Annotated in this window: 18 protein-coding genes; 8 read left to right on the forward strand and 10 right to left on the reverse strand. The window is 41.3% G+C overall.

What is annotated here, in order from left to right; all coding sequences use genetic code 11:
- Positions 1-1,011 precede the first annotated feature (1,011 nt).
- Positions 1,012-1,398, reverse strand: a complete 387-nt coding sequence (locus V7K38_RS26805; RefSeq protein WP_334862347.1) for a hypothetical protein — start codon at positions 1,396-1,398, stop codon at positions 1,012-1,014.
- 473 nt (positions 1,399-1,871) lie between these two features.
- Here V7K38_RS26805 and V7K38_RS26810 point away from each other — a divergent pair, with 473 nt between their 5' ends.
- On the forward strand, positions 1,872-3,776 hold the full coding sequence (locus tag V7K38_RS26810) for a chloride channel protein (RefSeq protein WP_334862349.1): 1,905 nt from the start codon (positions 1,872-1,874) through the stop codon (positions 3,774-3,776).
- A gap of 75 nt (positions 3,777-3,851) precedes the next feature.
- Here V7K38_RS26810 and V7K38_RS26815 read toward each other — a convergent pair whose 3' ends face one another.
- Positions 3,852-4,265: an AbrB family transcriptional regulator gene (locus V7K38_RS26815; RefSeq protein WP_265271671.1), complete on the reverse strand. Its 414-nt coding sequence runs from the start codon at positions 4,263-4,265 to the stop codon at positions 3,852-3,854.
- 386 nt (positions 4,266-4,651) lie between these two features.
- Between V7K38_RS26815 and V7K38_RS26820 the strand changes: the two genes are divergently transcribed.
- From V7K38_RS26820 to pyrR, 3 genes are all read left to right on the forward strand, one after another.
- A complete protein-coding gene (locus tag V7K38_RS26820) occupies positions 4,652-5,092 on the forward strand; it encodes an Rrf2 family transcriptional regulator (RefSeq protein ID WP_094327503.1) in 441 nt (146 codons plus the stop codon).
- 61 nt (positions 5,093-5,153) lie between these two features.
- A complete protein-coding gene (cbiB, locus tag V7K38_RS26825; protein WP_334862353.1) occupies positions 5,154-6,125 on the forward strand; it encodes an adenosylcobinamide-phosphate synthase CbiB in 972 nt (323 codons plus the stop codon).
- 98 nt (positions 6,126-6,223) lie between these two features.
- On the forward strand, positions 6,224-6,760 hold the full coding sequence (gene pyrR, locus V7K38_RS26830; RefSeq protein ID WP_334862355.1) for a bifunctional pyr operon transcriptional regulator/uracil phosphoribosyltransferase PyrR: 537 nt from the start codon (positions 6,224-6,226) through the stop codon (positions 6,758-6,760).
- 200 nt (positions 6,761-6,960) lie between these two features.
- Here pyrR and V7K38_RS26835 read toward each other — a convergent pair whose 3' ends face one another.
- Positions 6,961-7,392 (reverse strand): nucleoside deaminase, encoded by a 432-nt coding sequence (locus V7K38_RS26835; RefSeq protein ID WP_334862357.1) that lies wholly within the window; start codon positions 7,390-7,392, stop codon positions 6,961-6,963.
- A gap of 15 nt (positions 7,393-7,407) precedes the next feature.
- Between V7K38_RS26835 and V7K38_RS26840 the strand changes: the two genes are divergently transcribed.
- A complete protein-coding gene (locus V7K38_RS26840) occupies positions 7,408-8,331 on the forward strand; it encodes a nucleoside hydrolase (protein ID WP_334862359.1) in 924 nt (307 codons plus the stop codon).
- Between the two features lie 9 nt (positions 8,332-8,340).
- Here the strand turns inward: V7K38_RS26840 and V7K38_RS26845 are convergent, their stop codons facing one another.
- Together V7K38_RS26845 and V7K38_RS26850 are read right to left on the reverse strand one after the other, a co-directional pair.
- Entirely contained in the window at positions 8,341-8,766 is a 426-nt protein-coding gene (locus tag V7K38_RS26845; protein WP_334862361.1) for a KTSC domain-containing protein, read from the reverse strand.
- 157 nt (positions 8,767-8,923) lie between these two features.
- The gene (locus V7K38_RS26850) at positions 8,924-10,546 is read right to left on the reverse strand and encodes a 2-isopropylmalate synthase (protein WP_442940808.1); all 1,623 of its coding nucleotides are present in this window, start codon (positions 10,544-10,546) and stop codon (positions 8,924-8,926) included.
- Positions 10,547-10,635: 89 nt separating this feature from the next.
- Between V7K38_RS26850 and V7K38_RS26855 the strand changes: the two genes are divergently transcribed.
- Positions 10,636-11,316: a GntR family transcriptional regulator gene (locus V7K38_RS26855; RefSeq protein ID WP_334713368.1), complete on the forward strand. Its 681-nt coding sequence runs from the start codon at positions 10,636-10,638 to the stop codon at positions 11,314-11,316.
- A 150-nt stretch (positions 11,317-11,466) separates the two neighbouring features.
- On the forward strand, positions 11,467-11,931 hold the full coding sequence (locus V7K38_RS26860; RefSeq protein ID WP_334862363.1) for a (2Fe-2S) ferredoxin domain-containing protein: 465 nt from the start codon (positions 11,467-11,469) through the stop codon (positions 11,929-11,931).
- 109 nt (positions 11,932-12,040) lie between these two features.
- On the opposite strand, the gene V7K38_RS26865 is transcribed toward V7K38_RS26860, so the two are convergent.
- Positions 12,041-12,574, reverse strand: coding sequence for a nucleotidyltransferase family protein (locus tag V7K38_RS26865; RefSeq protein WP_334862365.1), 534 nt, complete (start codon positions 12,572-12,574; stop codon positions 12,041-12,043).
- A gap of 368 nt (positions 12,575-12,942) precedes the next feature.
- Here V7K38_RS26865 and cobO point away from each other — a divergent pair, with 368 nt between their 5' ends.
- Entirely contained in the window at positions 12,943-13,620 is a 678-nt protein-coding gene (gene cobO, locus V7K38_RS26870; RefSeq protein WP_334862367.1) for a cob(I)yrinic acid a,c-diamide adenosyltransferase, read from the forward strand.
- Between the two features lie 8 nt (positions 13,621-13,628).
- Here cobO and V7K38_RS26875 read toward each other — a convergent pair whose 3' ends face one another.
- From V7K38_RS26875 to V7K38_RS26890, 4 genes are all read right to left on the reverse strand, one after another.
- Positions 13,629-14,336: a hypothetical protein gene (locus V7K38_RS26875; RefSeq protein ID WP_334862369.1), complete on the reverse strand. Its 708-nt coding sequence runs from the start codon at positions 14,334-14,336 to the stop codon at positions 13,629-13,631.
- Between the two features lie 536 nt (positions 14,337-14,872).
- Positions 14,873-15,856, reverse strand: coding sequence for an RNA polymerase sigma factor, RpoD/SigA family (locus tag V7K38_RS26880; protein ID WP_334862371.1), 984 nt, complete (start codon positions 15,854-15,856; stop codon positions 14,873-14,875).
- A gap of 651 nt (positions 15,857-16,507) precedes the next feature.
- The gene (locus tag V7K38_RS26885; RefSeq protein ID WP_334862426.1) at positions 16,508-18,238 is read right to left on the reverse strand and encodes an ATP-binding protein; all 1,731 of its coding nucleotides are present in this window, start codon (positions 18,236-18,238) and stop codon (positions 16,508-16,510) included.
- A 104-nt stretch (positions 18,239-18,342) separates the two neighbouring features.
- On the reverse strand, positions 18,343-19,137 hold the full coding sequence (locus V7K38_RS26890; RefSeq protein WP_334862373.1) for a glutathione S-transferase family protein: 795 nt from the start codon (positions 19,135-19,137) through the stop codon (positions 18,343-18,345).
- Between the last annotated feature and the right edge of the window lie 492 nt (positions 19,138-19,629).

Consider the following 19,629-nt stretch of genomic DNA (forward strand, 5'->3'; position numbering starts at 1 on the left):
TGACGCAAGTCGAGAGAGTAGGCTTTCATTGCCACCAGTTATCAGTAAAATTGCTCTTTTCTATTGTACTGCACTAGACTAATAACCGCTATAGCTTTCCCAACATGGCACGACAATACGAGGATTTGCGTCCCAGCCTAAGAGGACTTCTACTGGATGGGTATATTATTTTCTACATAATTATGACTTACGCCTTGACAGAAAACAATAAATATATATCCCGGAAAAACCATATTTCTAGTAGGGGTTTAGCAATGCTAAACCCCTACTCCACGGTTAAGTGATCGGTAAAAATATAATTAGTCAAAGTCTGAAACAAGCTATTTCGGTGAAAGCATACTATGACTAATTTGTACAGTGCGTAAGTCCTAATAATTACTGGTGAAGGAATTGAAATTGTCAGAGTTGTTAGTGGCAGACGTAACTTAAAATCTCTGTTTGCAAATCCAGAAAATATGTAATTAATAAAGCTGACCTTGCTTGATCGATCAAAAGCTCTATCTAGTATAACGGCTCAAGAGTTGTTAGTGAATCGTAGCAGTACGCTCAGATGTCATCCCATCAGGTGGGAAAATACCAGCGATAGAGCATTTGGTTTGCCAAATGAAGAACAATTAGTTAACATACCATATCAGTTTTCCGTCTCCTCAAATGAACATGGACTTACGCAAACAATAGTCAAAACCCTTATTTCCAGGTAGGGGCAATTCATGAATTGCCCCTACCGAGTTCACTTTTGTGTAAGTCCTATGAACATGGCAGGGTTCATGGATTTTTTATTGACGAGATTTTCTACATTGTTTGGCTAGACCCATATCATCTGTTGTACCCAGCCAAAAATTAAGGAATTATCGCCACGTTAATTACCTGTTGCACCAGGACAGATATTTAAGCGGTACATGATGTAAAACCGCGTCCTATTTGGGGCAATAAGACACGGTTTCATAAAAGTATTTAGTTATAATATTACAAAAATCAAAGTAAGATTTGATTTATACCAAATTAATCCATCTACTGAGATTTGCTTTCTGGTTGATTAACTTTCTCTGTTATCGGAAAGATTTGGCGATCGTAGCTTGTCTTTTCTTGAGTTAGGGCGATCGCACTAAAGAAAATGGCACTTCCCACAGCCAAAGCTACCATAGGACGTTTCAGCAAGACAAAATCTCTGATAATCCTAGCTAAAGGTCGGCTTTGACGACGTAGCGAGGAAGCAATCATTAATTGTCTCCAAGTAAACGGGTCGCGGACATAATGACCGCTTTGGCAAACTACTAGCCTTTCCTGGCAATAAGGACAGCAAAATAAGCCCATGCGCGTTTTAATTGGTTTTGGTGTGGCATTTCTTTGGCAAATTGGGCAAGTAACATAATGATTATCAAAGGTGTGTATATTCATTTACCTCGTCCGCCTAGTCCATTTACTCGCTCTATAAGAATAGCTATATTGAATTGGGATCGATACTTAGCAGACTTCCAAGTATGGTGTGACAACAGCCATCAATCACACATACATTGTATTACTACCAAGGATGGATCAATAGTCGCAACACGAGTATAGCTAGATTTAGGCCAGGATGACTCCTAGTTAATGTTTGCGGGTGCATCCACCTAGCCGACAAAAACTTTGTTGTCTCTAGCAAAAATAGTGTTGGCGCTCACTTGCACCCTACTAACCATCTTTGACCCTCCAATAATAATTGTCGCCCATTTAACCATTCTCCCCACAAAAATTTTGCACAATGACATTTTTTGCTAAAGCTTTGTAAATCAAGCAAATAAAGTCTACTTGTCTGGTTGCTAAATAATGGCTCACAATGAGAAGTAACAGATAAAAATTTAAATTTTTTCTTACATTTACCCCGCCTCTCAATGACTCTCCTGCCTCCCACTCAACTGAGGAAGGTAACGGAACAATCTGCATTTCCTACACCTTCTGCTCATTTAGCTCACTTAATTAATCGTTTTCAACCATCCCCAGAAACAGTTGTCCTGTTTTTAGCCATGCTCATTGGCGGTGGTACGGGTATGGGTGTAGTCACCTTTCACTATTTAATCCAGTTGATTCACAAGTTGATGCTGGAAAATTTAATGGGTCAAATCGGTGTCTGGGGTGCTTGGACTTTAGCTTGCGTTCCGACTCTTGGCGGGTTAATTGTTGGCTTGATGCGCTGGCGCACTCAAGACTTTGGCCCTGGACTTTCATCTCTCATCGCCGCCTCAGAGGGAACAGAGATTAAGCGACCACTACGACCAGTCACGAAAATGCTGGCCGCATCTGTTTCTTTAGGGAGCGGTGCTTCTTTGGGGCCAGAGGGGCCAAGTGTAGAAATTGGCGCAAATTTTGGGATGTTGTTCTCTGAAATCCTGAATGTATCTCAAGAACGACAACGTTTGCTTTTAGGTGCTGGCGCGGCTGCTGGACTTGCGGCAGGATTTAATGCTCCCATCGCTGGAGTATTTTTTGCCCTAGAGGTGGTAATGGGAGCGACATCTTTCGCTACTTCTGGCGTGAGTGTGGTGCTGTTAGCGGCGGTGGTAGCAGCATTAATTGCCCAAATTGGTTTGGGGACACAACCTGCTTTTGATTTACCCGCTTATCAAGTCCGCAGTCCTTTAGAATTACCCCTTTATCTGGGCTTGGGTTTAGGGGCAAGCCTTGTTTCTCTGGCTTATACGCAATCAATTCGGGGAGCAAAAGCCTGCTTTGCTGGGAAGGTTCCAGGTTTTACCTTTTTGGGACGCATTCCTGAGCCGATTCATCCAATTATTGGTGGTGTAATAATTGGCGCAGTTGCTTTGCATTTTCCGCAAATCCTGGGCGTAGGTTATGAAACTGTAGAAGCGATGCTTCAGGATGTGGAGTTTCCTCTTTCCCTGTTGGTGGTGCTGTTGGTGGTGAAGCTACTAATGACTGCAATTAGTACAGGTAGTGGTTTTATCGGTGGTTTGTTTGCACCAGCTATGTTTTTAGGTGCTTCTTTTGGTTCAGCTTATGCCAAAATTTTAGCTGTGGCATTCCCGACTATTTGCGATCAAATGGCGGCTCCCCCAGCTTACGCAATGGTGGGAATGGCAGCAGTACTAGCTGCTAGTGTCAGAGCGCCGTTAACGGCTATTCTAATGCTATTTGAATTAACTCGTGACTATCGGATTGTTTTACCGTTGATGGCAGCTGTGGGTTTGAGTGTTTGGTTAGTAGAAAGGATTAAACCAACATTTAACTCTAACTCTAATTTACAACAAATTGGTCTTTCGGAATTGAAAGATGAACAAGCGGAAATTGTGCAGCATATTTTGGTAGAAGATGCCATGCACCCCGATCCAAAAAAATTACCTGCAACTCTTGGAATTTTAGATGCAGCTGTAGAAATGATCCGCGATCGCACCCGGAGTGCTTTAGTAATTGATGCAGCCGAGCAATTAGTTGGTATAGTTTCTCTGGAAGATATTAACCGTGTCCTTGCTCTTTGGCAAACTTACCCAAGTTCGGTAACTGAAATTCCAGATAATTTATCCAGTCAAACTCTCATAGACATTTGTACTACTGAAATCCTCTATGCATGGCAGGATGAACTATTATCTGAAGCTTTAGACCGCATGAATTTACGAGGCTTGCATCAATTACCAGTGGTAGCACGAGACAAACCCGATTGCATTCTGGGTTTACTAGAAAAAGAGCAAATTGCATTAACCTGCAATTTAGCCGTTACGCGCAAAGCACTTCGTGACTATTTACCACTATTACCCACCACAGATATAGTTATTAGTCATTAGTCGTTGGTCACTGGTCATTGGTCATTGGTTTTCATAAAGGACAAATGACAATTGACTAATGACCATGTATATTTATTAAGCTGTGGCTTCTATAGTTTCATCACCTTCCCGATCTTCTGGATCTACCTGTCTCAGCCGAATGTGCTTTTTGCCTAAAGTGATGATAAACTCATCTCCTGGTTGCAGATTCATCTGTTTTGTATAAGCTGAACCTATAAGTAAGTTACCATTCGATTGCACACTAATTCTATAGCTAGCACTACGTCCACCACGCCCATTAGCACTGGGTGTACTGTCCAACTGAATGCCTTCAGCATCAATTAGGGCATTTAAGAACTTCATCATATTGACGCGCTCTATACCGTTTTTGGTAACGGTATAGTAGCCGCACTTCTTGGCTTTGTCTTCTTTGCTCTCGCTCTCTAGCTCTTTGACTTTTTTGAGCAGTTCTTCACCGAGTAGGGGTTCAATTTTTTTCAGTTTAGGCATCAACTTAGGTCGAAAATGAATGTTTGAAGTGTTGGAATCGATTTTATTTTAGCTGAGGTTGAGCTAATAGGAACATAATCTTTTAGTTTTTATCTCAACCTAGCCAAGTATATTACACTCAGATGCACAATTGTTATGCCATTAACAATATTGTCAATACAATCTATTTTAGAGAATGCCGACAATGCTGATAACTATATATATAGTTTGTAAATCACTGCTAAGATACATGTTTAAGTTTTCTAAACTAACGCTCAAAAGCTTATTTATTTGCTGAGGATTGATAACTGAGTTACAGAATGATAAGTAAAACTGATCCTTAGTTATTGCTCATTAGTTATTTACAAAAGACAAATGATAAAAGACAAACAACAAAACTTGCCAAAATGAAACTAACTACCAGAGGACACTATAGTGTCAAGGCGTTGCTAGATTTGAGTTTACAGCCAAAATATGGGCCTGTATCTGTGAGAGCGATCGCTAAACGTCAAGATATCCCAGCTCCTTACCTCGAAAAATTACTAATAGAAATGCGTCGTGCATCAATAGTTAAATCAACTCGTGGTAGCATTGGCGGATACCAATTGGCAAGAGAACCTGCACAAATATCTATAGGACAAATTTTAGAAGCAGTTGGAGAGACTAGCCATTTACCTCATCACACCCCAGCACCTACACAAGCTGAAGATTGGGTAACATTTAGCCTTTGGCAGAGACTCAACCAAAAGCTCAAAGAAGCTTTGTACAGTATTACTCTGGCAGACCTTTATTATGATGCTCGTAGTTGGCAAGCTTCTCTTGGAGAAGAAGCTAGTTTTGTGGTTTAGTCAAGAGTCAACAGTCTAACTAAATATTGACCCTTCACTATTAACCCTTGACTCGTGACTTATGACCAATAGTATCTATATCTTAATAATTGCTGCATTTTTAGATTACTTAATTGGCGATCCTTGGGATTGGCCTCATCCAGTGCAAGTTATGGGGTGGGTAATTTCTCGCCTAACCAAATTTTCTTTCCAATTGTGTAAAAGTTCTTTTGCACAACGCCTAGCTGGAATTGTACTAAGTATTATCCTAATAATTGGTAGCGGTCTTATTGGTTTTTTGATTATTCAAAGTGCCAGATGGATTCATCCGTTGTTGGGAATTGCAATAGATAGCATTCTTTTGGCTAGTTGTTTTGCTGGTAGAAGTTTACGAGCAGCAGCAGAGGCTGTTTTACAACCTTTAACAGCAGGAGATTTAGAAAAGGCTCGGAAGATTTTAAGTAATTACGTTGGTAGAGATACCCAAAATCTCTCGCAAGCAGAAATTTTACGAGCTGTTTTAGAAACGGTTGCAGAAAATGCCACCGATGGAGTGATGGCTCCGCTTTTTTATGCAATTTTTGGTGTCTTTGTGCCAATTGTGGGGCCAACTCCCTTAGCTTTAGCATACAAAGCCAGCAGTACCCTTGATTCAATGGTGGGCTACCGAGAAGCACCCTATACTTATTTGGGATGGTTCTGTGCGCGGTTGGAAGATTGTTTAACTTGGCTACCTTGTCGGTTAACCGTCGTGACTCTGGCGCTGTTATCGGGTAAACCGAAAGATGTTTGGCGAATTTGTCGTCGGGATGCAATTAACGATCCTAGTCCCAACTCTGGTTGGAGTGAGTGCGTCTATGCGGCTTTTTTGGGCGTGCAGATGGGGGGTACAAATTGGTATCGTGGGGTAGCTAAGTACAAACCACTGCTAGGAGATGCAATTTATCCCATTACTGTAACTTCTATTCACAATGCTTTGCAGCTAACTCGATCTTGTTTTTTGCTATGGTTAGGCATAGCGATCGCAATATTCTTAATACTCCCAAACAATTAATGATAAATGTAAAGTTAGCAATTAAGAATCGCGTCTCGCACCTTTTGTACAGACAAAGATTTTTCGCATCTCTCCTAACTCCTATCTGATAATTCCCTATGTCTGCCAAAGTAGTTGAAATTCTCTCATCCGAAGAAATCCGTCGTACCTTAACTCGCCTGGCTTCTCAAATTGTGGAAAGGACACGTGATTTGTCTCAATTGGTGCTTCTTGGTATTTATACTAGGGGTGCATTACTCGCCGAATTGTTGGCGCGTCAGATTGAGACGTTGGAAGGTGTAGCTGTGTCAGTTGGCGCTTTAGACATTACATTTTATCGAGATGACCTTGACAAAATTGGATTGCGGACTCCAACGAAAAGCGAAATTCCTTTTGATCTGACAGGGAAAACGGTTGTACTCGTGGATGATGTGATTTTCAAAGGACGGACAATTCGTGCTGCTTTGAACGCAGTTAACGACTATGGTAGACCAGAAGTGATTCGTTTAGCTGTATTAGTAGATAGAGGGCATCGAGAATTACCAATCCACCCAGATTTTACTGGCAAAAAGTTGCCTACTGCGAAAGAAGAGATTGTCAAAGTTTACTTACAAAATTGCGATGGACGAGATGCAGTAGAGTTGATTGGAGATTAAGAGTTAGGAATTGGGAGACGCGATTAATCGCGTCTGTACAAAAGTTGGGAATAGCCTTGTCAAGGTGACTTTTGATGAGAGAATTATTGCAGCAGCGATCGCCATTTGAAAAAAATTGCACGAGACGGGGCAAATACTGGGTGCAATCAAAGTCCGGTGAACGTGATGGTAAGAAGACTAACAGAAAAATCTCCTCCTAACTAATTACCGATATCTTCATTCCAAAGTTCTGGGTTAGTTTCAATAAACTCACTCATCATTTGTTCGCATTCATCAAGATTAAGATCAATTACTTCCACACCGTGAGATACCATAAATTCTTTAGCACCAGGAAAAGTTTTGGATTCTCCGACGATGACTTTTTTAATACCGAATTGTACCACTGCCCCAGCGCACAGGTAACATGGCATTAAGGTTGAATATAGTATAGTACCTCTGTAGCTGCCAACTCTCCCAGCATTGCGAAGACAATCGATTTCGGCGTGAGTGATAGGATCGCCATCTTGCACACGCTTATTGTGTCCTCTGCCGAGAACTTTGCCATCCTTGACGAGAACCGAACCAATCGGAATTCCGCCTTCTTGTCTGCCTTGTTTTGCTTCTTGAATTGCAGTTTCCATAAATTCATCCATATTAATTCTCCTTTTATGTCAAAACAACTTGTATTAATGGATCACGATGGCGGTGTAGATGATTATCTAGCAACCATGCTGCTGTTGACGATGGATCATATTGAACTCCTTGGCGTTGTTGTTACGCCGGCTGATTGTTATGTCCAACCGGCTGTTAGCGCCACACGTAAAATTATAGATTTGATGGGATTTTCTCATATCTCGGTTGCAGAAAGTACTGTGCGCGGGATCAATCCATTTCCTACTCTCTATCGCCGTGATTCGTTTATCATTGACCATCTTCCCATTCTCAATCAAAATGAAACCATCACTACACCTTTGACTGAAGAAACAGGTCAAGATTTCACGATCGAGGTGTTACGTAACGCATCAAGCCCCGTAACATTGATGGTAACTGGGCCGTTGACCACAGTAGCAGCAGCTTTGGATAAAGCACCGGATATTGAAGCCAAGATTCACAAAATTGTTTGGATGGGAGGTGCTTTGAATGTCCCTGGCAATGTGGAAAAAAGTTTAGAAGCTGGACAAGATGGTTCCGCCGAATGGAATGTTTATTGGGACGCGGTTTCGGCGGCGCGGGTGTGGAAAACGCAAATTGAAATTATTATGTGTCCTTTGGATTTAACTAACAATGTCCCAGTCACATCGGAGTTAGTGCAAAAAATGTGGGGACAACACCACTATCCCATCTCTGATTTAGCCGGACAATGTTATGCACTAGTTACCCCCCAAGATTATTATTTTTGGGATGTATTAGCAACGGCTTATCTAGGACATCCAGAATTTTATCAACTGCGCGAATGGGAAACAGAAATTGTCACCACTGGCGTGAGCCAGGGGCGTACTAAAGTAGTTCCTAGTGGTCGGAAAATTTATGCAATGGATCAGGTTGATAAAGACGCTTTTTATGATTACATCTTGCAACAATGGGCGCGTTAAATTTATTAATTAGTCAATAGTATAATCTGCGCTATCTAGACGATCGCAGTCATATCTACCTTTAATCTCTTGATTGAAAAAGCTGCCAACTGAGTTAGAGGTATGTAAATCTTCCCAAGTATCCTCTTCTACGCCTAAGTACTGATAAACAGATCCACTTTGAAATTCAACTTGCAAAATTTGCTCGTCGCGATCGTAGCCGACAGCGATCGCCATTGATGAGCTAACTGGTAACATAGCAATTGGTTCTTCATAAGGTAGTGCAGTCGTTTCAGCAATGGCCTCGCTCAGTTCTTGCAATCCTTCATAAGCTTGTATCGGTGCCGGAATTTCCAAAAACTCTAGTTCGTCGCCTCGATCGAGCAACAACTGCAAATATCCATCAGAGTGAGCGATCGCTACTAAACTGCTCAAGTCTACCTTAGATAGCCTCATTAATTTTGCTTTCCTGTTGGCGTAGTGGGGAGTATTAAAGTTTTATGCAACACTTAAATGCTTTAATAGTACAAAGGTACTATTAAAGCATTTTGATGTCAAGTTTTTTTCGCCAAGGAAGAATTTTAGGTGTGTAGTTTTGCGTAAGTTATACGATCTACCCAGAGACAACAGCAGAGTTAATCTCATTAAAATGGGATCTCTCTGTTTGCAAATAACGATAAAGACGATTCAGGGCGTTGATATGAGCGTAAGCTGCGGCTACCACGATATCAGTATCAGATGCTTGTCCAGAGAATATCCGCTCTTGATGCTTCAAGCGAACTGTCACAGTTCCCAGTGCATCAATCCCTCCAGTCACAGATTGAACAGAAAACTCAATTAGTTGATTGGGAATCTGCACCAATCGATTGATTACTTGATACACTGCATCCACTGGGCCAGTGCCGACACTCGCATCCGTGAGGATTTTGCCATCGGGAGTAACAATTGTAATGGTTGCAGTTGGGCAAGTGCAGTCACCGCAGATTACCTGGACATGTTCGATTTGGAAGCCACTTTCTACTTGAATCTGCGTTTCATCTCGAGCGATCGCTTCTAAATCCCAATCTGAGATTTCTTTTTTCTTATCGGCGACTTCTTTAAATCGATTGAAGGCTTTATTTAAGTCTGCTTCGTTCAATTCAAAACCCAATTCCTTGAGCCTTGTACGAAAAGCATTTCGTCCTGAGTGCTTACCCAAAACAATCCGATTTTCTGGCAAACCGATCGCAGCAGCTTCCATAATTTCATAAGTCTCGCGGTGCTTGATAATCCCATCTTGGTGAATACCAGACTCGTGGGCGAAAGCGTTTGCTCCCACGATCGCTTTATTGGGCTGAATCAGCATTCCGGTTAATTGGGAAACCAAGGATGAGGTTTTGTAAATCTCCTGAGTCTTAATATTAGTCAGGGGTGTATCGGCATCAACCGAACGACCAAAATAAGGGTTGAAAAATGGTTTACGAACCTGCAACGCCATCACAATTTCTTCTAATGCGGCATTCCCGGCTCGTTCCCCAATGCCATTAATGGTACATTCTACCTGACGTACACCGTATTCAATTGCTGCTAAAGCGTTAGCTGTCGCCAAACCCAAATCATTTTGAGTGTGAATGGAAAGAATCACTCCATCAATATTGGGAACATTTTCTCGAATTCCTTGAATCAGAGTTCCGATTTCCTTGGGTGTGCAGTAACCAACAGTATCAGGAATATTAATTGTAGTTGCACCTGCTGCGATCGCACTTGACAAAACTTCATAAAGAAACTCTGGCTCAGTGCGGCTAGCATCCATTGGCGAAAATTCTACATCCTCTACAAAGGATTTGGTGTATGCAATCATTTCTGATGCGATCGCCAATACTTCACTGCGAGACTTTTTCAATTGATATTTCAGGTGAATATCAGAGGTAGAAATCATCGTGTGGATTCTCGGACGAGCCGCGCCTTTCAAGGCTTCGGCGGCGGTATGAATATCTTGGCGAATGGCTCTAGCTAAACTGCAAATGATTGGCCCGCCAGGTATTCCGACTTGTTCAGCAATGGTTTTGACAGCTTGAAAATCTCCCAGACTAGCAACGGCAAAACCGGCTTCAATTACATCGACACCAAGGAGAGCTAGTTGATGAGCGATCGCTAATTTCTCTTCTACATTGAGGGTTGCGCCCGGTGACTGTTCCCCATCCCGTAGCGTGGTGTCGAAGATGATAACTCTATCTGGTTGAGATGCGATGCTCATAACTGTCTCCCGTGGTATTGAAGGGATATTTCAAAAACTTACTTTGGATATTGTATACAATTTTTTTGATTTTGTATACAATATTCAATATGAACTTAAATGACTTAGCTGCGAATGTGCTGCAACAACAACGCAGTACGCCAGATTTAATTGCCGATGCTTTGCGGGAAGCGATTCTGCGCGGCATTTTTCAGGAAGGACAATCTCTGAGACAGGATGAAATTGCCACTCAGTTTGGCGTTAGTCGCATTCCCGTGCGCGAAGCCTTGAAGCAGTTAGAAGCAGAAGGATTGGTGACACTGCATCTAAATCGTGGGGCGATTGTATCGGTGTTGACAGCACAAGAGGCGCAAGAAATTTGTGAAATTCGTAGCGCCTTGGAAGTGAAAGCGATGCAATTAGCAATACCCAAGTTCAGGGAAACAGATATAGAAAAAGCGGCTGTGATTTTGGAAGCGACAGATAAAGCAACTGATGCAGGTGTGTTGGCAAAACTCAACTGGGAATTTCATGCGACGCTGTACGCCACTGCTGAACGTCCCCGGTTGCTGGCGATGATTAAAACTTTACACGTTAATTGCGATCGCTATGTTCGCGTACAATTGGTAGAGATGGATTACCAAGAGCGATCGCAAAAAGAACACTATCAACTCTTAGATGCTTGTCAAAAGCAGGATACAAAAGCTGCTGTCAGGCTACTAAAACGACACATTGACACCGCAGGAGAACAGCTAATTACATACTTGCAGCAAATTGCTCAGAAACGCTGATTATTAAATAGACATCTCCAGAAATTAAATATGTGTTATGCAGAACCCTTGTAGAGACGTAGCACTGCTACGTCTCTACTTTTAATGATCTACCAGAACAGATTAAACGGGAAATTTCCACTATCCTGTCAGAGAAATAGGTGGTCATTCATGAAAAAACTGATGCAGCGTATTAAGAGATTATTGCAACGTATCATTAAAAGCTTTGCATCTAATACTCCGCAGACATTGCCCTTAATAAATTCTCGCCCATTAAACACATCTATTCCCAGCGTTTCTCCCCGATGGGAGTCTGGTTTGGTGCTTGTGTGTTCACAATGTGCAAACGAACAGTCAAATAGTTTTCGTCCAGCTAACAAAAGCTCAACGGCTTCCGAAGACTTAGAGAATTGGTTGAAATCTCGTTTAAAACTTGAGGGATTATGGGGTGAATTTCGGGTCGTTAGCACCAGTTGTTTAGGAGTTTGCCCAAAATCCGGCATTACTGTGGTTATTGTAAGTAATGGAAGTGACGGTAATAGCCCATGCCTAATTGTAAATCCTCCCAGCGATGTCTACGACGGGCTACGCCTACGCGAACTTCTTTATTCATACATCAAACATCATAAAAAGTAGAAAATACTTTGTGGTTCAGTATCCTAAATCCACTGAAATATATAGATAATTCGTAGGGTACTACAGCTAGCTGTGCTACCCTCATTTAAATTAAAATCGATTGTATCCCTTACGCTAACCGCAGATAAGAACACTTTTGTAAAAATCCAGATGCCTTATTATGGGCATCTATATTATGAGTATGTGCTGGTGTAGGTCGAATAATGCCATCAAACAGGTCATCCAATCCGTAGGGAGTGAAAAATTGCCATTGGCCTTGTGCATCTAGTCGAACTCCAATAGCAGTAGCGGTGTGCAACCACTCTGCGATCGCATCTTCTGTACTAGTGTAGGTTCTACTACCAAGCCGCCACCGAGCAAAACTGGCTTGATTTTTGACATCAAACTCATCATGAGGAAATTGTTCTGTGAGACTTGCTTTTGCTGCTAGTTCCTGAGAACGATTTCCCTCTATATCAAAGAATGCAATATCAAAATCTTTAATAATTAACCCACAGTCATTACCAAAAATTGAAGACCAAACTGTGTTTCTGACTGCACCACCGGCTAACCACCAGTTAGGTAGATTTAGTTGAGCGATCGCAGGTAATACTCTATCAATAGGTGTATCAGCTAAAATCATCTGTAGAGGATTACTATTCATATCAAACTCCTGGGATTGTCAACTAGAGGGTGAGAATACGATAGTCAAGCTAACGCCCTCAGTTGGGAGTTTAACTGATGACTGTAGCAAAGGATAGAATAACAAAGTTATACTGATAAATTACTTTAATGAACATATTAAATTATTTAAAATAGTAATATTAAACTCAAATTATAAGTTCGGTTTGTATATCATATAATTTTACGTACTCGTCTGTAAATCATGTTAAATAAAGCTAGCACAGAATCAATATTTTTATATAAAATCTTACTGGACATATTCAATTATGTGATTTAGCTAAAATTAAATTCTAAACAGAAATTCGGTTCCTTCTCAAAAGTTTTAACAGTTATTTCTAGACAAGGTTGATGAAAAACGATACACCACAAGAATTAAAGCAAGATCAAGAAATTGGGCGCTTGATTGATGAGGTAATGTCATCATCTCTGACTGATGAACAGTACCGCAAAAAGATGCAGCGACGCAAAGAAGTGCAAGACAAGCGCATAGCAGAAGCTGTACCAGAAAAAGGGTTAATTATTGTAAATACTGGTAATGGTAAAGGTAAAACTACTGCGGCTTTGGGGATGGTGTTACGGTCGCTAGGTCACGGGTATAAAGTAGCGATCGTTCAATTCATCAAGGGAAGTTGGGAACCTTCAGAAAAAAGGGTTTTCAGTTCTTGGGAAGACCAAATAGAATTTCACGCAATGGGTGAAGGCTTCACTTGGGAAACTCAAGACCGCGATCGCGATCTTGACAAAGCTAGCGCCGCCTGGGAAAAATCATTAGAATATATCCGCAACCCAGATTTTCATCTGGTATTGTTAGACGAAATTAATATCGCCCTCAAAATGGCTTACTTACCATTAGACGACGTTTTGGCGGGTTTGGCGCAAAAACCAGCTAACAAGCACGTTATTCTCACAGGACGAGGCGCACCGGCTGGTTTAATTGAACGTGCTGACCTCGTAACCGAAATGACCTTAATTAAGCACCCTTTTCGCGATCAAGGCGTTAAAGCGCAACCAGGAATTGAGTATTAACTTCAAGATTATTTGCACATTTGCAACGTACGGCGATCGCTAGCTGTGATTGAATTTAACTGATAAAAGTCTTGCAGAGCCAAAGAATAAGGATAACTGCTGAAATCATCTTCACTGACTCTAGGTAGTGTATTGTTTGCAGCTACCTGATTCGACTGCGGAGTACTGGCTTCATTTGACGTACTATTAACCGTCATTGCCAGTTCTCCTGACTTGTTGAGCGTACCTTGAAAACAATTAAATTCTGATTGGGGCATATACAGCGCACCAGTTATCTTGTCCTGTTGCTTCTGAAATATAATGTAGCCTTGACCAAGCTGGTTTGGTTTTGGGGATTGACCATAGAGATAAACCCCATCTTTTACAGGAAAATTCACTTTTGGTAAACCTTCTGCGCTTTTTGTTGCTCCTTGAGAATCTGGAACCAGTGCTGTGGTTGTCGGGAGTGTTTTTCCGCTCTTATGCACAAAAATATCCCTCTCTCCAGCCGCCGCTCTCATCTGACTTCTTTCTTCTCTAACTCTTCTTAATTGAGACAAAAGGGAGTTTTCGGAGATTTTGGTTTTATGAATCTGAGCCGATGATAATGGAGAATCTGTAAACGATACTACTTGAGTCTGCTTGCCTATAAAGCCCAAACCGAGAAGTAAGCCTAAGCCGGCTAGGGAAATCCCCCACTGGCGGGGAGATAAGAACTGATAAAGGTTGTTAAGCACCCTACTTCTCCTGTTAAAAAATCAACTAAGTTCTCTAGAACTTATTTAAACTATAACCAAGTCTTAATTGTCAAAGACTTAGTTCCCGATTTATATTACTATTGTCCAAAAAATAAAACTGTCAAAAACTAAAGTTTTTATTTAATCTAGCTCAACAACCCTAGATTACCACCAGTTAGAGTCAGTGAGCGATCGTGACTAATTAAAAGTTTGTAGTAAGGGCTTCAGCCCTATTTTACGGTCTGAAGCCCTTATTACAAAACAATTTAATCAACTTTACATTGCTTAACATAGATTGATTTATTTTTAATAGATTCATCTCATAGGGTGAAGTTAATCAGAAATTAAATCTTCTCAATCAACATCGGTTTTCTGGCATCTTTTTTTTACTTTTTAATGAAAAAATACTGATATTATTTTATCGGATGCATTGCCGTAGAAATACAGCCCTTATCAGCATAAAAAAATCGCCCCCTAGACTTTAGGAGGCGGATCGCCAGAGTAGTGTAGAGACGCGGAATTTTGCGTCTCTATATTTAACTAGCAATGTATTCTTGGACGTTGGCGCGACGGCGACGTAGATGAGCTAAAGCCTGATGCTCTAGTTGACGGACACGTTCGCGGCTGAGATTCAATCTCTCACCCACTTTCGCCAATGACATTTCATTGCCATCTTCTAAACCGAAGCGTAGGGCTAAAACTTCTCGCTGTTGCGGGGTTAGTTCTGCTAGCAGGTTGTTTAAATCTTGGCGTAAGAATTCCTGGTTGGTGTAATACTCTGGTGATGGGCCACTATCTTCGAGCATTTCTTGCAACTCAGTATCCTGATTCTCGCCAACTTTAACATCCAAAGACACTGGTTGACGCGCCATGTTCAGGTACTCACGGATCTGAGCAGGTTCTAGTTCCAGTTCTTTGGCAATTTCGGCTGGCGTGGGCGATCGCCCCAAGGTTTGAGCCAACTCACGCTGCACTTTCTTGATTTTGTTCAATTTTTCGGTAATGTGGATCGGCAACCGGATAGTACGTCCTTGTTGTGCGATCGCGCGGGTAATAGCTTGGCGAATCCACCAGTAAGCATAAGTCGAGAATTTATAACCCCTCATTGGGTCAAATTTCTCCACACCCCGCTCTAATCCTAGTGTTCCTTCCTGGATTAAATCCAGAAATTCCATATTCCGCTTTTGGTATTTTTTCGCAATAGCAACGACCAAGCGCAAATTCGCTTCGATCATTTTTTGCTTTGCCCGCTTACCTTGCGCTACCGTTTGTTGTACCTCAGTTTCCGATTGCTGAACCACGTCAGCCCACTCTGACATATCCGGTTCGCGGTGCAGTTTCTTTGCCAAAACCTCTTTGGCATCAATGAGCGTCATCATTTGTAGAACCTGCTTCCCATAGATAATCTCTTGTTCGCGGGTTAGCAGTGGTACACGACCAATTTCTCGCAGATAGGTTCGCACCATATCAGCCGTGAATCTGGTGTTGAGGTTTTCCGTTTGGGTATTGACAGTAGGCATTGGTGCGTTGTCCTCTACTCCGTAATTAAAATGTATTTTTTATTACTAAAATAGCCTTATGAAGTTAGTAAATGTATCAGGAAATACCCGGTAGCTACTAAAAACAATTATCAATTGATATAGCCGTTGTTAAGACGGTAAGCCCCAAGATAGATTCCCCTACCTTCCCTAAATTTTTCAATCTCTTATAAGCACACTGGTTATTTTTGAGAATTCTTACTTTAGCTAGTTACTCAGAGTAATGAGCAAATCGAAGTCGGTATGAGTTCACTTACTTTTATAGTACGATAAACCAGGCAGATAGTAAAGTATCTTAAGATAAAGCTTTAAATTATAATTCAAAATTGCTCGTTTGAAAAAAAATTTAGGCTTCCTTGAAATTACTGACTATATATATAGTGACCCCAAAAACCCCTCTTCTGTTGCCAAGAACTAGCCGGATAACCGAACTTATTTTCCTGTAAGGATGGAGGGATGTTACGAATTGGGAATTGGGCATTGGGCATTGGGAATGGGGGAAGAGAATTAAGTAGTTAAACAAAATTAAGACATGAAACTCTTATCCAGACTAGAAACTAAGGTTAAGTAAATAATTCTGTGCGATTACTTAAACCAATGACCAATGACAAATGACCAATGACAAATGACAATTTAAAATCCCAAGTCAGCTTTGGCGAGTTCAGCCGCAGCGAATACTTCCGCATCAGGTTTTTCTTCCCAGGCTGGCTCACCAATTTCTTCGTAAAAAGTTGCGTCGTAAGGACGAGTACGTACTACTACTGGCATGGGAACGGCATGACCCAAAATTAACGCTTGTTGCTTAGAGTCTAACTTTGCCAAAACCGATCGCAGTCCGCTACCACCAGATACACCCGTAAAAATCGCGTCAATGTCTTTTTCGTCATTAAGCAAAGCGGTAATCCGAGTCCCAATCTGGGACATAATCTCATTATCAATACCCGATGGACGTTGATCGACTACCAAAAGTGTGACGAAATACTTTCGCAGTTCCCTGGCGATAGTCCCAAAGATAGTACTTTGTACTACTCCTGGGTCAAGGAAACGGTGCGCCTCTTCAATGGTAATCATCAACGGCGTGGGGCGATCGCAAGGATTTTTGCTTTGCAGAAATTTATCTGCTTTTTTGACGTAATGCTCGTGGATACGTCGGGTGATCATATTTGTCACCAACATATAAGAGAGCATATTAGACTGGGAACCAAATTCTATCACAACATTCTTCCCAGATTCCAGACATTGCACAATTTTACTAATATAATTTTGGGGGCAAACCGCTCGCATATACTTCAAGCTGTCCATCCGCAAGAGTTTGCGCTGCAATGCCATAATCGAGCCTTTGTGTCCGCGCTTCTCGTCGCAAAACATCTCGATTTCTTCGTTAGTCATGTTCAGCAGTTGGACAATCCAAGACTTGCCAAACTCACTATATAAAATATTGGCGTTATCCAGGGCTGCGTCAGAGAGTCCTAAATCTCGGCTACATAACTTAATATCTTCAACTTCAATTTGCTCGTAACTCAAATAAAGTTCTTGAGCATCACGCACACCCCGGCGCTTTGTCGATTCCGGGTCGAGGGTATAAACTTCTACCTTACTAGGAAAAAGTTGCTTTAATCCCTTAACAGTACTTACATTCTTCCCTTCTGCGACGGCTTCCCAGCCATACTCAGAGTGCATATCAAAAATCAAATTCACTGCCGCACTTTTACGGATAACGCCAGCTAAAAGTAACCGTGTTAGAAAGGATTTACCAGTACCAGATTTCCCGAAAACCCCATTACTCCGTTCCACAAAGCGGTTTAAATCGATACAAACTGGCACATCCATATCCAAAGGTTTCCCGATGGAAAAATTGCGCCTTTGGGGGTCATCTTCCCAACCAAATACGCGGCGAAAATCGTCAACACTTGCATCGTAAACTTGACTAAAGTGGCTAGGAATAGTTTTAACAGGCAACAATTCCATCGTCGTGCTAGTTTGTGGCACAAATGAAGCCAAACCCGTCACTGATGGGATAAAGGGATTTGCCGATTTGCCATTTGTTGGGGAGAAAGATTCTTCAGTTTCGGGAGTGAACATCAACATCGGCGCGAGGTTGATAGTACCATAAGTACCACTTCCGGCTAAAACGTCTCGTAAAAAAGTGTCTTCCCATCTGGGGGGATTTGCAATAATTCGGGCATTAGCAGCCCCCAATGCTACATCTGTCAGCATACAAAAAAAGCGCGATCGCATCCCTTGCACAACAAGAAACTTACCAACCCGCATATCTTCCACAGAAATGTCAGGATGCAATCGTACTTCTAAACCTTCAGTTAGAGAACCTTGAATGACCGAACCTAATGGCTGTCCCGAATTCATCTGATTAGTCATTTGTCATTTGTCATTGGTCATTGGTCATTGGTTATTGGTTATTGGTCATTGGTCATTCTCCACCCTATACCCCATGCCCAATGCCCAATTATCTAATCAATCTGAATTGAAGTTGGCGCACCCCCTGCAGCTGAGGTGCTACTGATTAATGGTTTACGGAATTGAGCGTAAATGCGATCACGCCAGGTAAAGAATGGTTCATAATTTATATTCTCTGAAAAAATTGGCAATCCTTTTCCTCTAATAGAAGCTGGTAAATCCAGATAGGGGCCAGGGGGGAACTTGAGCAATATCGATAAGCCCGCTACTGATAAGTCAGCTAAAGTTGGCTCATCTCCAGTTAGATAAGGACTATCTGCCAATAATAACGTTAACGCTTCCAAGTCTTGTTTTAAAGATGCGATCGCTGATTGGATTACATCTGGACTATAACCTACCCCAAAACCTAACACTGTCAGTAAGTCAGTAGGTACTCCTCCAACTAGACTTTTAAATATATCTGGTGTTGATGTCGGTAATAAAGACTTGCGGAAATTTTGATCTTGACTTATGGCTGCAAATAGTGCCTTTCGACCTTTGATACCTATGGATTCATCCGCCCATTCTTCTATCAATAAAGTTAAACCCCGTTTTTTGCGATCTTGAGGTATTATTGGGCGATCGGGATACTCTAAGTCTAAATACTTAGCTATTTCCGTAGAATCCGCAATATATTTATTCCGATCCTTTAATACTGGGACTTGTTTCTGACCAGTCAACCGGAACAGTTCTACTTGTCCAATCCCAGGCGTAACCTCTATTTTACGGTAATCTAGTCCTTTGAAATCTAGAATTAGGCGTACTTTCTCTGAGTATTGAGATAGTTCCCATTGGTATAATTCCAGCATGTTGTATACCTGATAACTGGTCAACTTCTTAAACTTTACAATTGTATCTTTAGTTAAAGTAATTTTTCTTTACATTAATTGCTTTTTGTCAATCTAATTGAGATTATGATTGAACTAATGCCTGGTTTTTGGCAAGATAATCAATTTAAAAAGTATAATTTTCTAACTCAAGTATCAAATAATTAAATAATTTCATCCGGCATACATAAATAAACCTAACGCCTCAGTTCCAAATTTTCAGTACTTAGTTTAACTTCCGTCATTGTGAGTTGTAACTAATACCTTGTAGATGTGAAATTTTCATCCTTTTTTAGAGTTGACGCTACACCAAGTGAGGCTTTTTAACTCTTGTTGGTGTAATAGGAAAAATATACTTATTGCATAAAATATGTGGTAAATATATTTTATACTTATCAGTTTGATGCGAGGTTAGATATTTTACCTCACGAGCAAAAAATATTCTGACGAAAAATTTTACTTCCCTCTTTGGTT

It is taken from the genome of Nostoc sp. (assembly GCF_036917465.1).
GTDB lineage: Bacteria > Cyanobacteriota > Cyanobacteriia > Cyanobacteriales > Nostocaceae > Nostoc.

Excerpts from the sequence above, each read along its gene's own strand:
- V7K38_RS26805 (WP_334862347.1), bottom strand. The coding sequence starts at position 1,398 with ATGAATATACACACCTTTGATAATCATTATGTTACTTGCCCAATTTGC.
- V7K38_RS26810 (WP_334862349.1), top strand. The coding sequence starts at position 1,872 with ATGACTCTCCTGCCTCCCACTCAACTGAGGAAGGTAACGGAACAATCT.
- V7K38_RS26815 (WP_265271671.1), bottom strand. The coding sequence starts at position 4,265 with ATGCCTAAACTGAAAAAAATTGAACCCCTACTCGGTGAAGAACTGCTC.
- V7K38_RS26820 (WP_094327503.1), top strand. The coding sequence starts at position 4,652 with ATGAAACTAACTACCAGAGGACACTATAGTGTCAAGGCGTTGCTAGAT.
- cbiB (WP_334862353.1), top strand. The coding sequence starts at position 5,154 with ATGACCAATAGTATCTATATCTTAATAATTGCTGCATTTTTAGATTAC.
- pyrR (WP_334862355.1), top strand. The coding sequence starts at position 6,224 with ATGTCTGCCAAAGTAGTTGAAATTCTCTCATCCGAAGAAATCCGTCGT.
- V7K38_RS26835 (WP_334862357.1), bottom strand. The coding sequence starts at position 7,392 with ATGGATGAATTTATGGAAACTGCAATTCAAGAAGCAAAACAAGGCAGA.
- V7K38_RS26840 (WP_334862359.1), top strand. The coding sequence starts at position 7,408 with ATGTCAAAACAACTTGTATTAATGGATCACGATGGCGGTGTAGATGAT.
- V7K38_RS26845 (WP_334862361.1), bottom strand. The coding sequence starts at position 8,766 with ATGAGGCTATCTAAGGTAGACTTGAGCAGTTTAGTAGCGATCGCTCAC.
- V7K38_RS26850 (WP_442940808.1), bottom strand. The coding sequence starts at position 10,546 with ATGAGCATCGCATCTCAACCAGATAGAGTTATCATCTTCGACACCACG.
- V7K38_RS26855 (WP_334713368.1), top strand. The coding sequence starts at position 10,636 with ATGAACTTAAATGACTTAGCTGCGAATGTGCTGCAACAACAACGCAGT.
- V7K38_RS26860 (WP_334862363.1), top strand. The coding sequence starts at position 11,467 with ATGAAAAAACTGATGCAGCGTATTAAGAGATTATTGCAACGTATCATT.
- V7K38_RS26865 (WP_334862365.1), bottom strand. The coding sequence starts at position 12,574 with ATGAATAGTAATCCTCTACAGATGATTTTAGCTGATACACCTATTGAT.
- cobO (WP_334862367.1), top strand. The coding sequence starts at position 12,943 with ATGAAAAACGATACACCACAAGAATTAAAGCAAGATCAAGAAATTGGG.
- V7K38_RS26880 (WP_334862371.1), bottom strand. The coding sequence starts at position 15,856 with ATGCCTACTGTCAATACCCAAACGGAAAACCTCAACACCAGATTCACG.
- V7K38_RS26885 (WP_334862426.1), bottom strand. The coding sequence starts at position 18,238 with ATGAATTCGGGACAGCCATTAGGTTCGGTCATTCAAGGTTCTCTAACT.
- V7K38_RS26890 (WP_334862373.1), bottom strand. The coding sequence starts at position 19,137 with ATGCTGGAATTATACCAATGGGAACTATCTCAATACTCAGAGAAAGTA.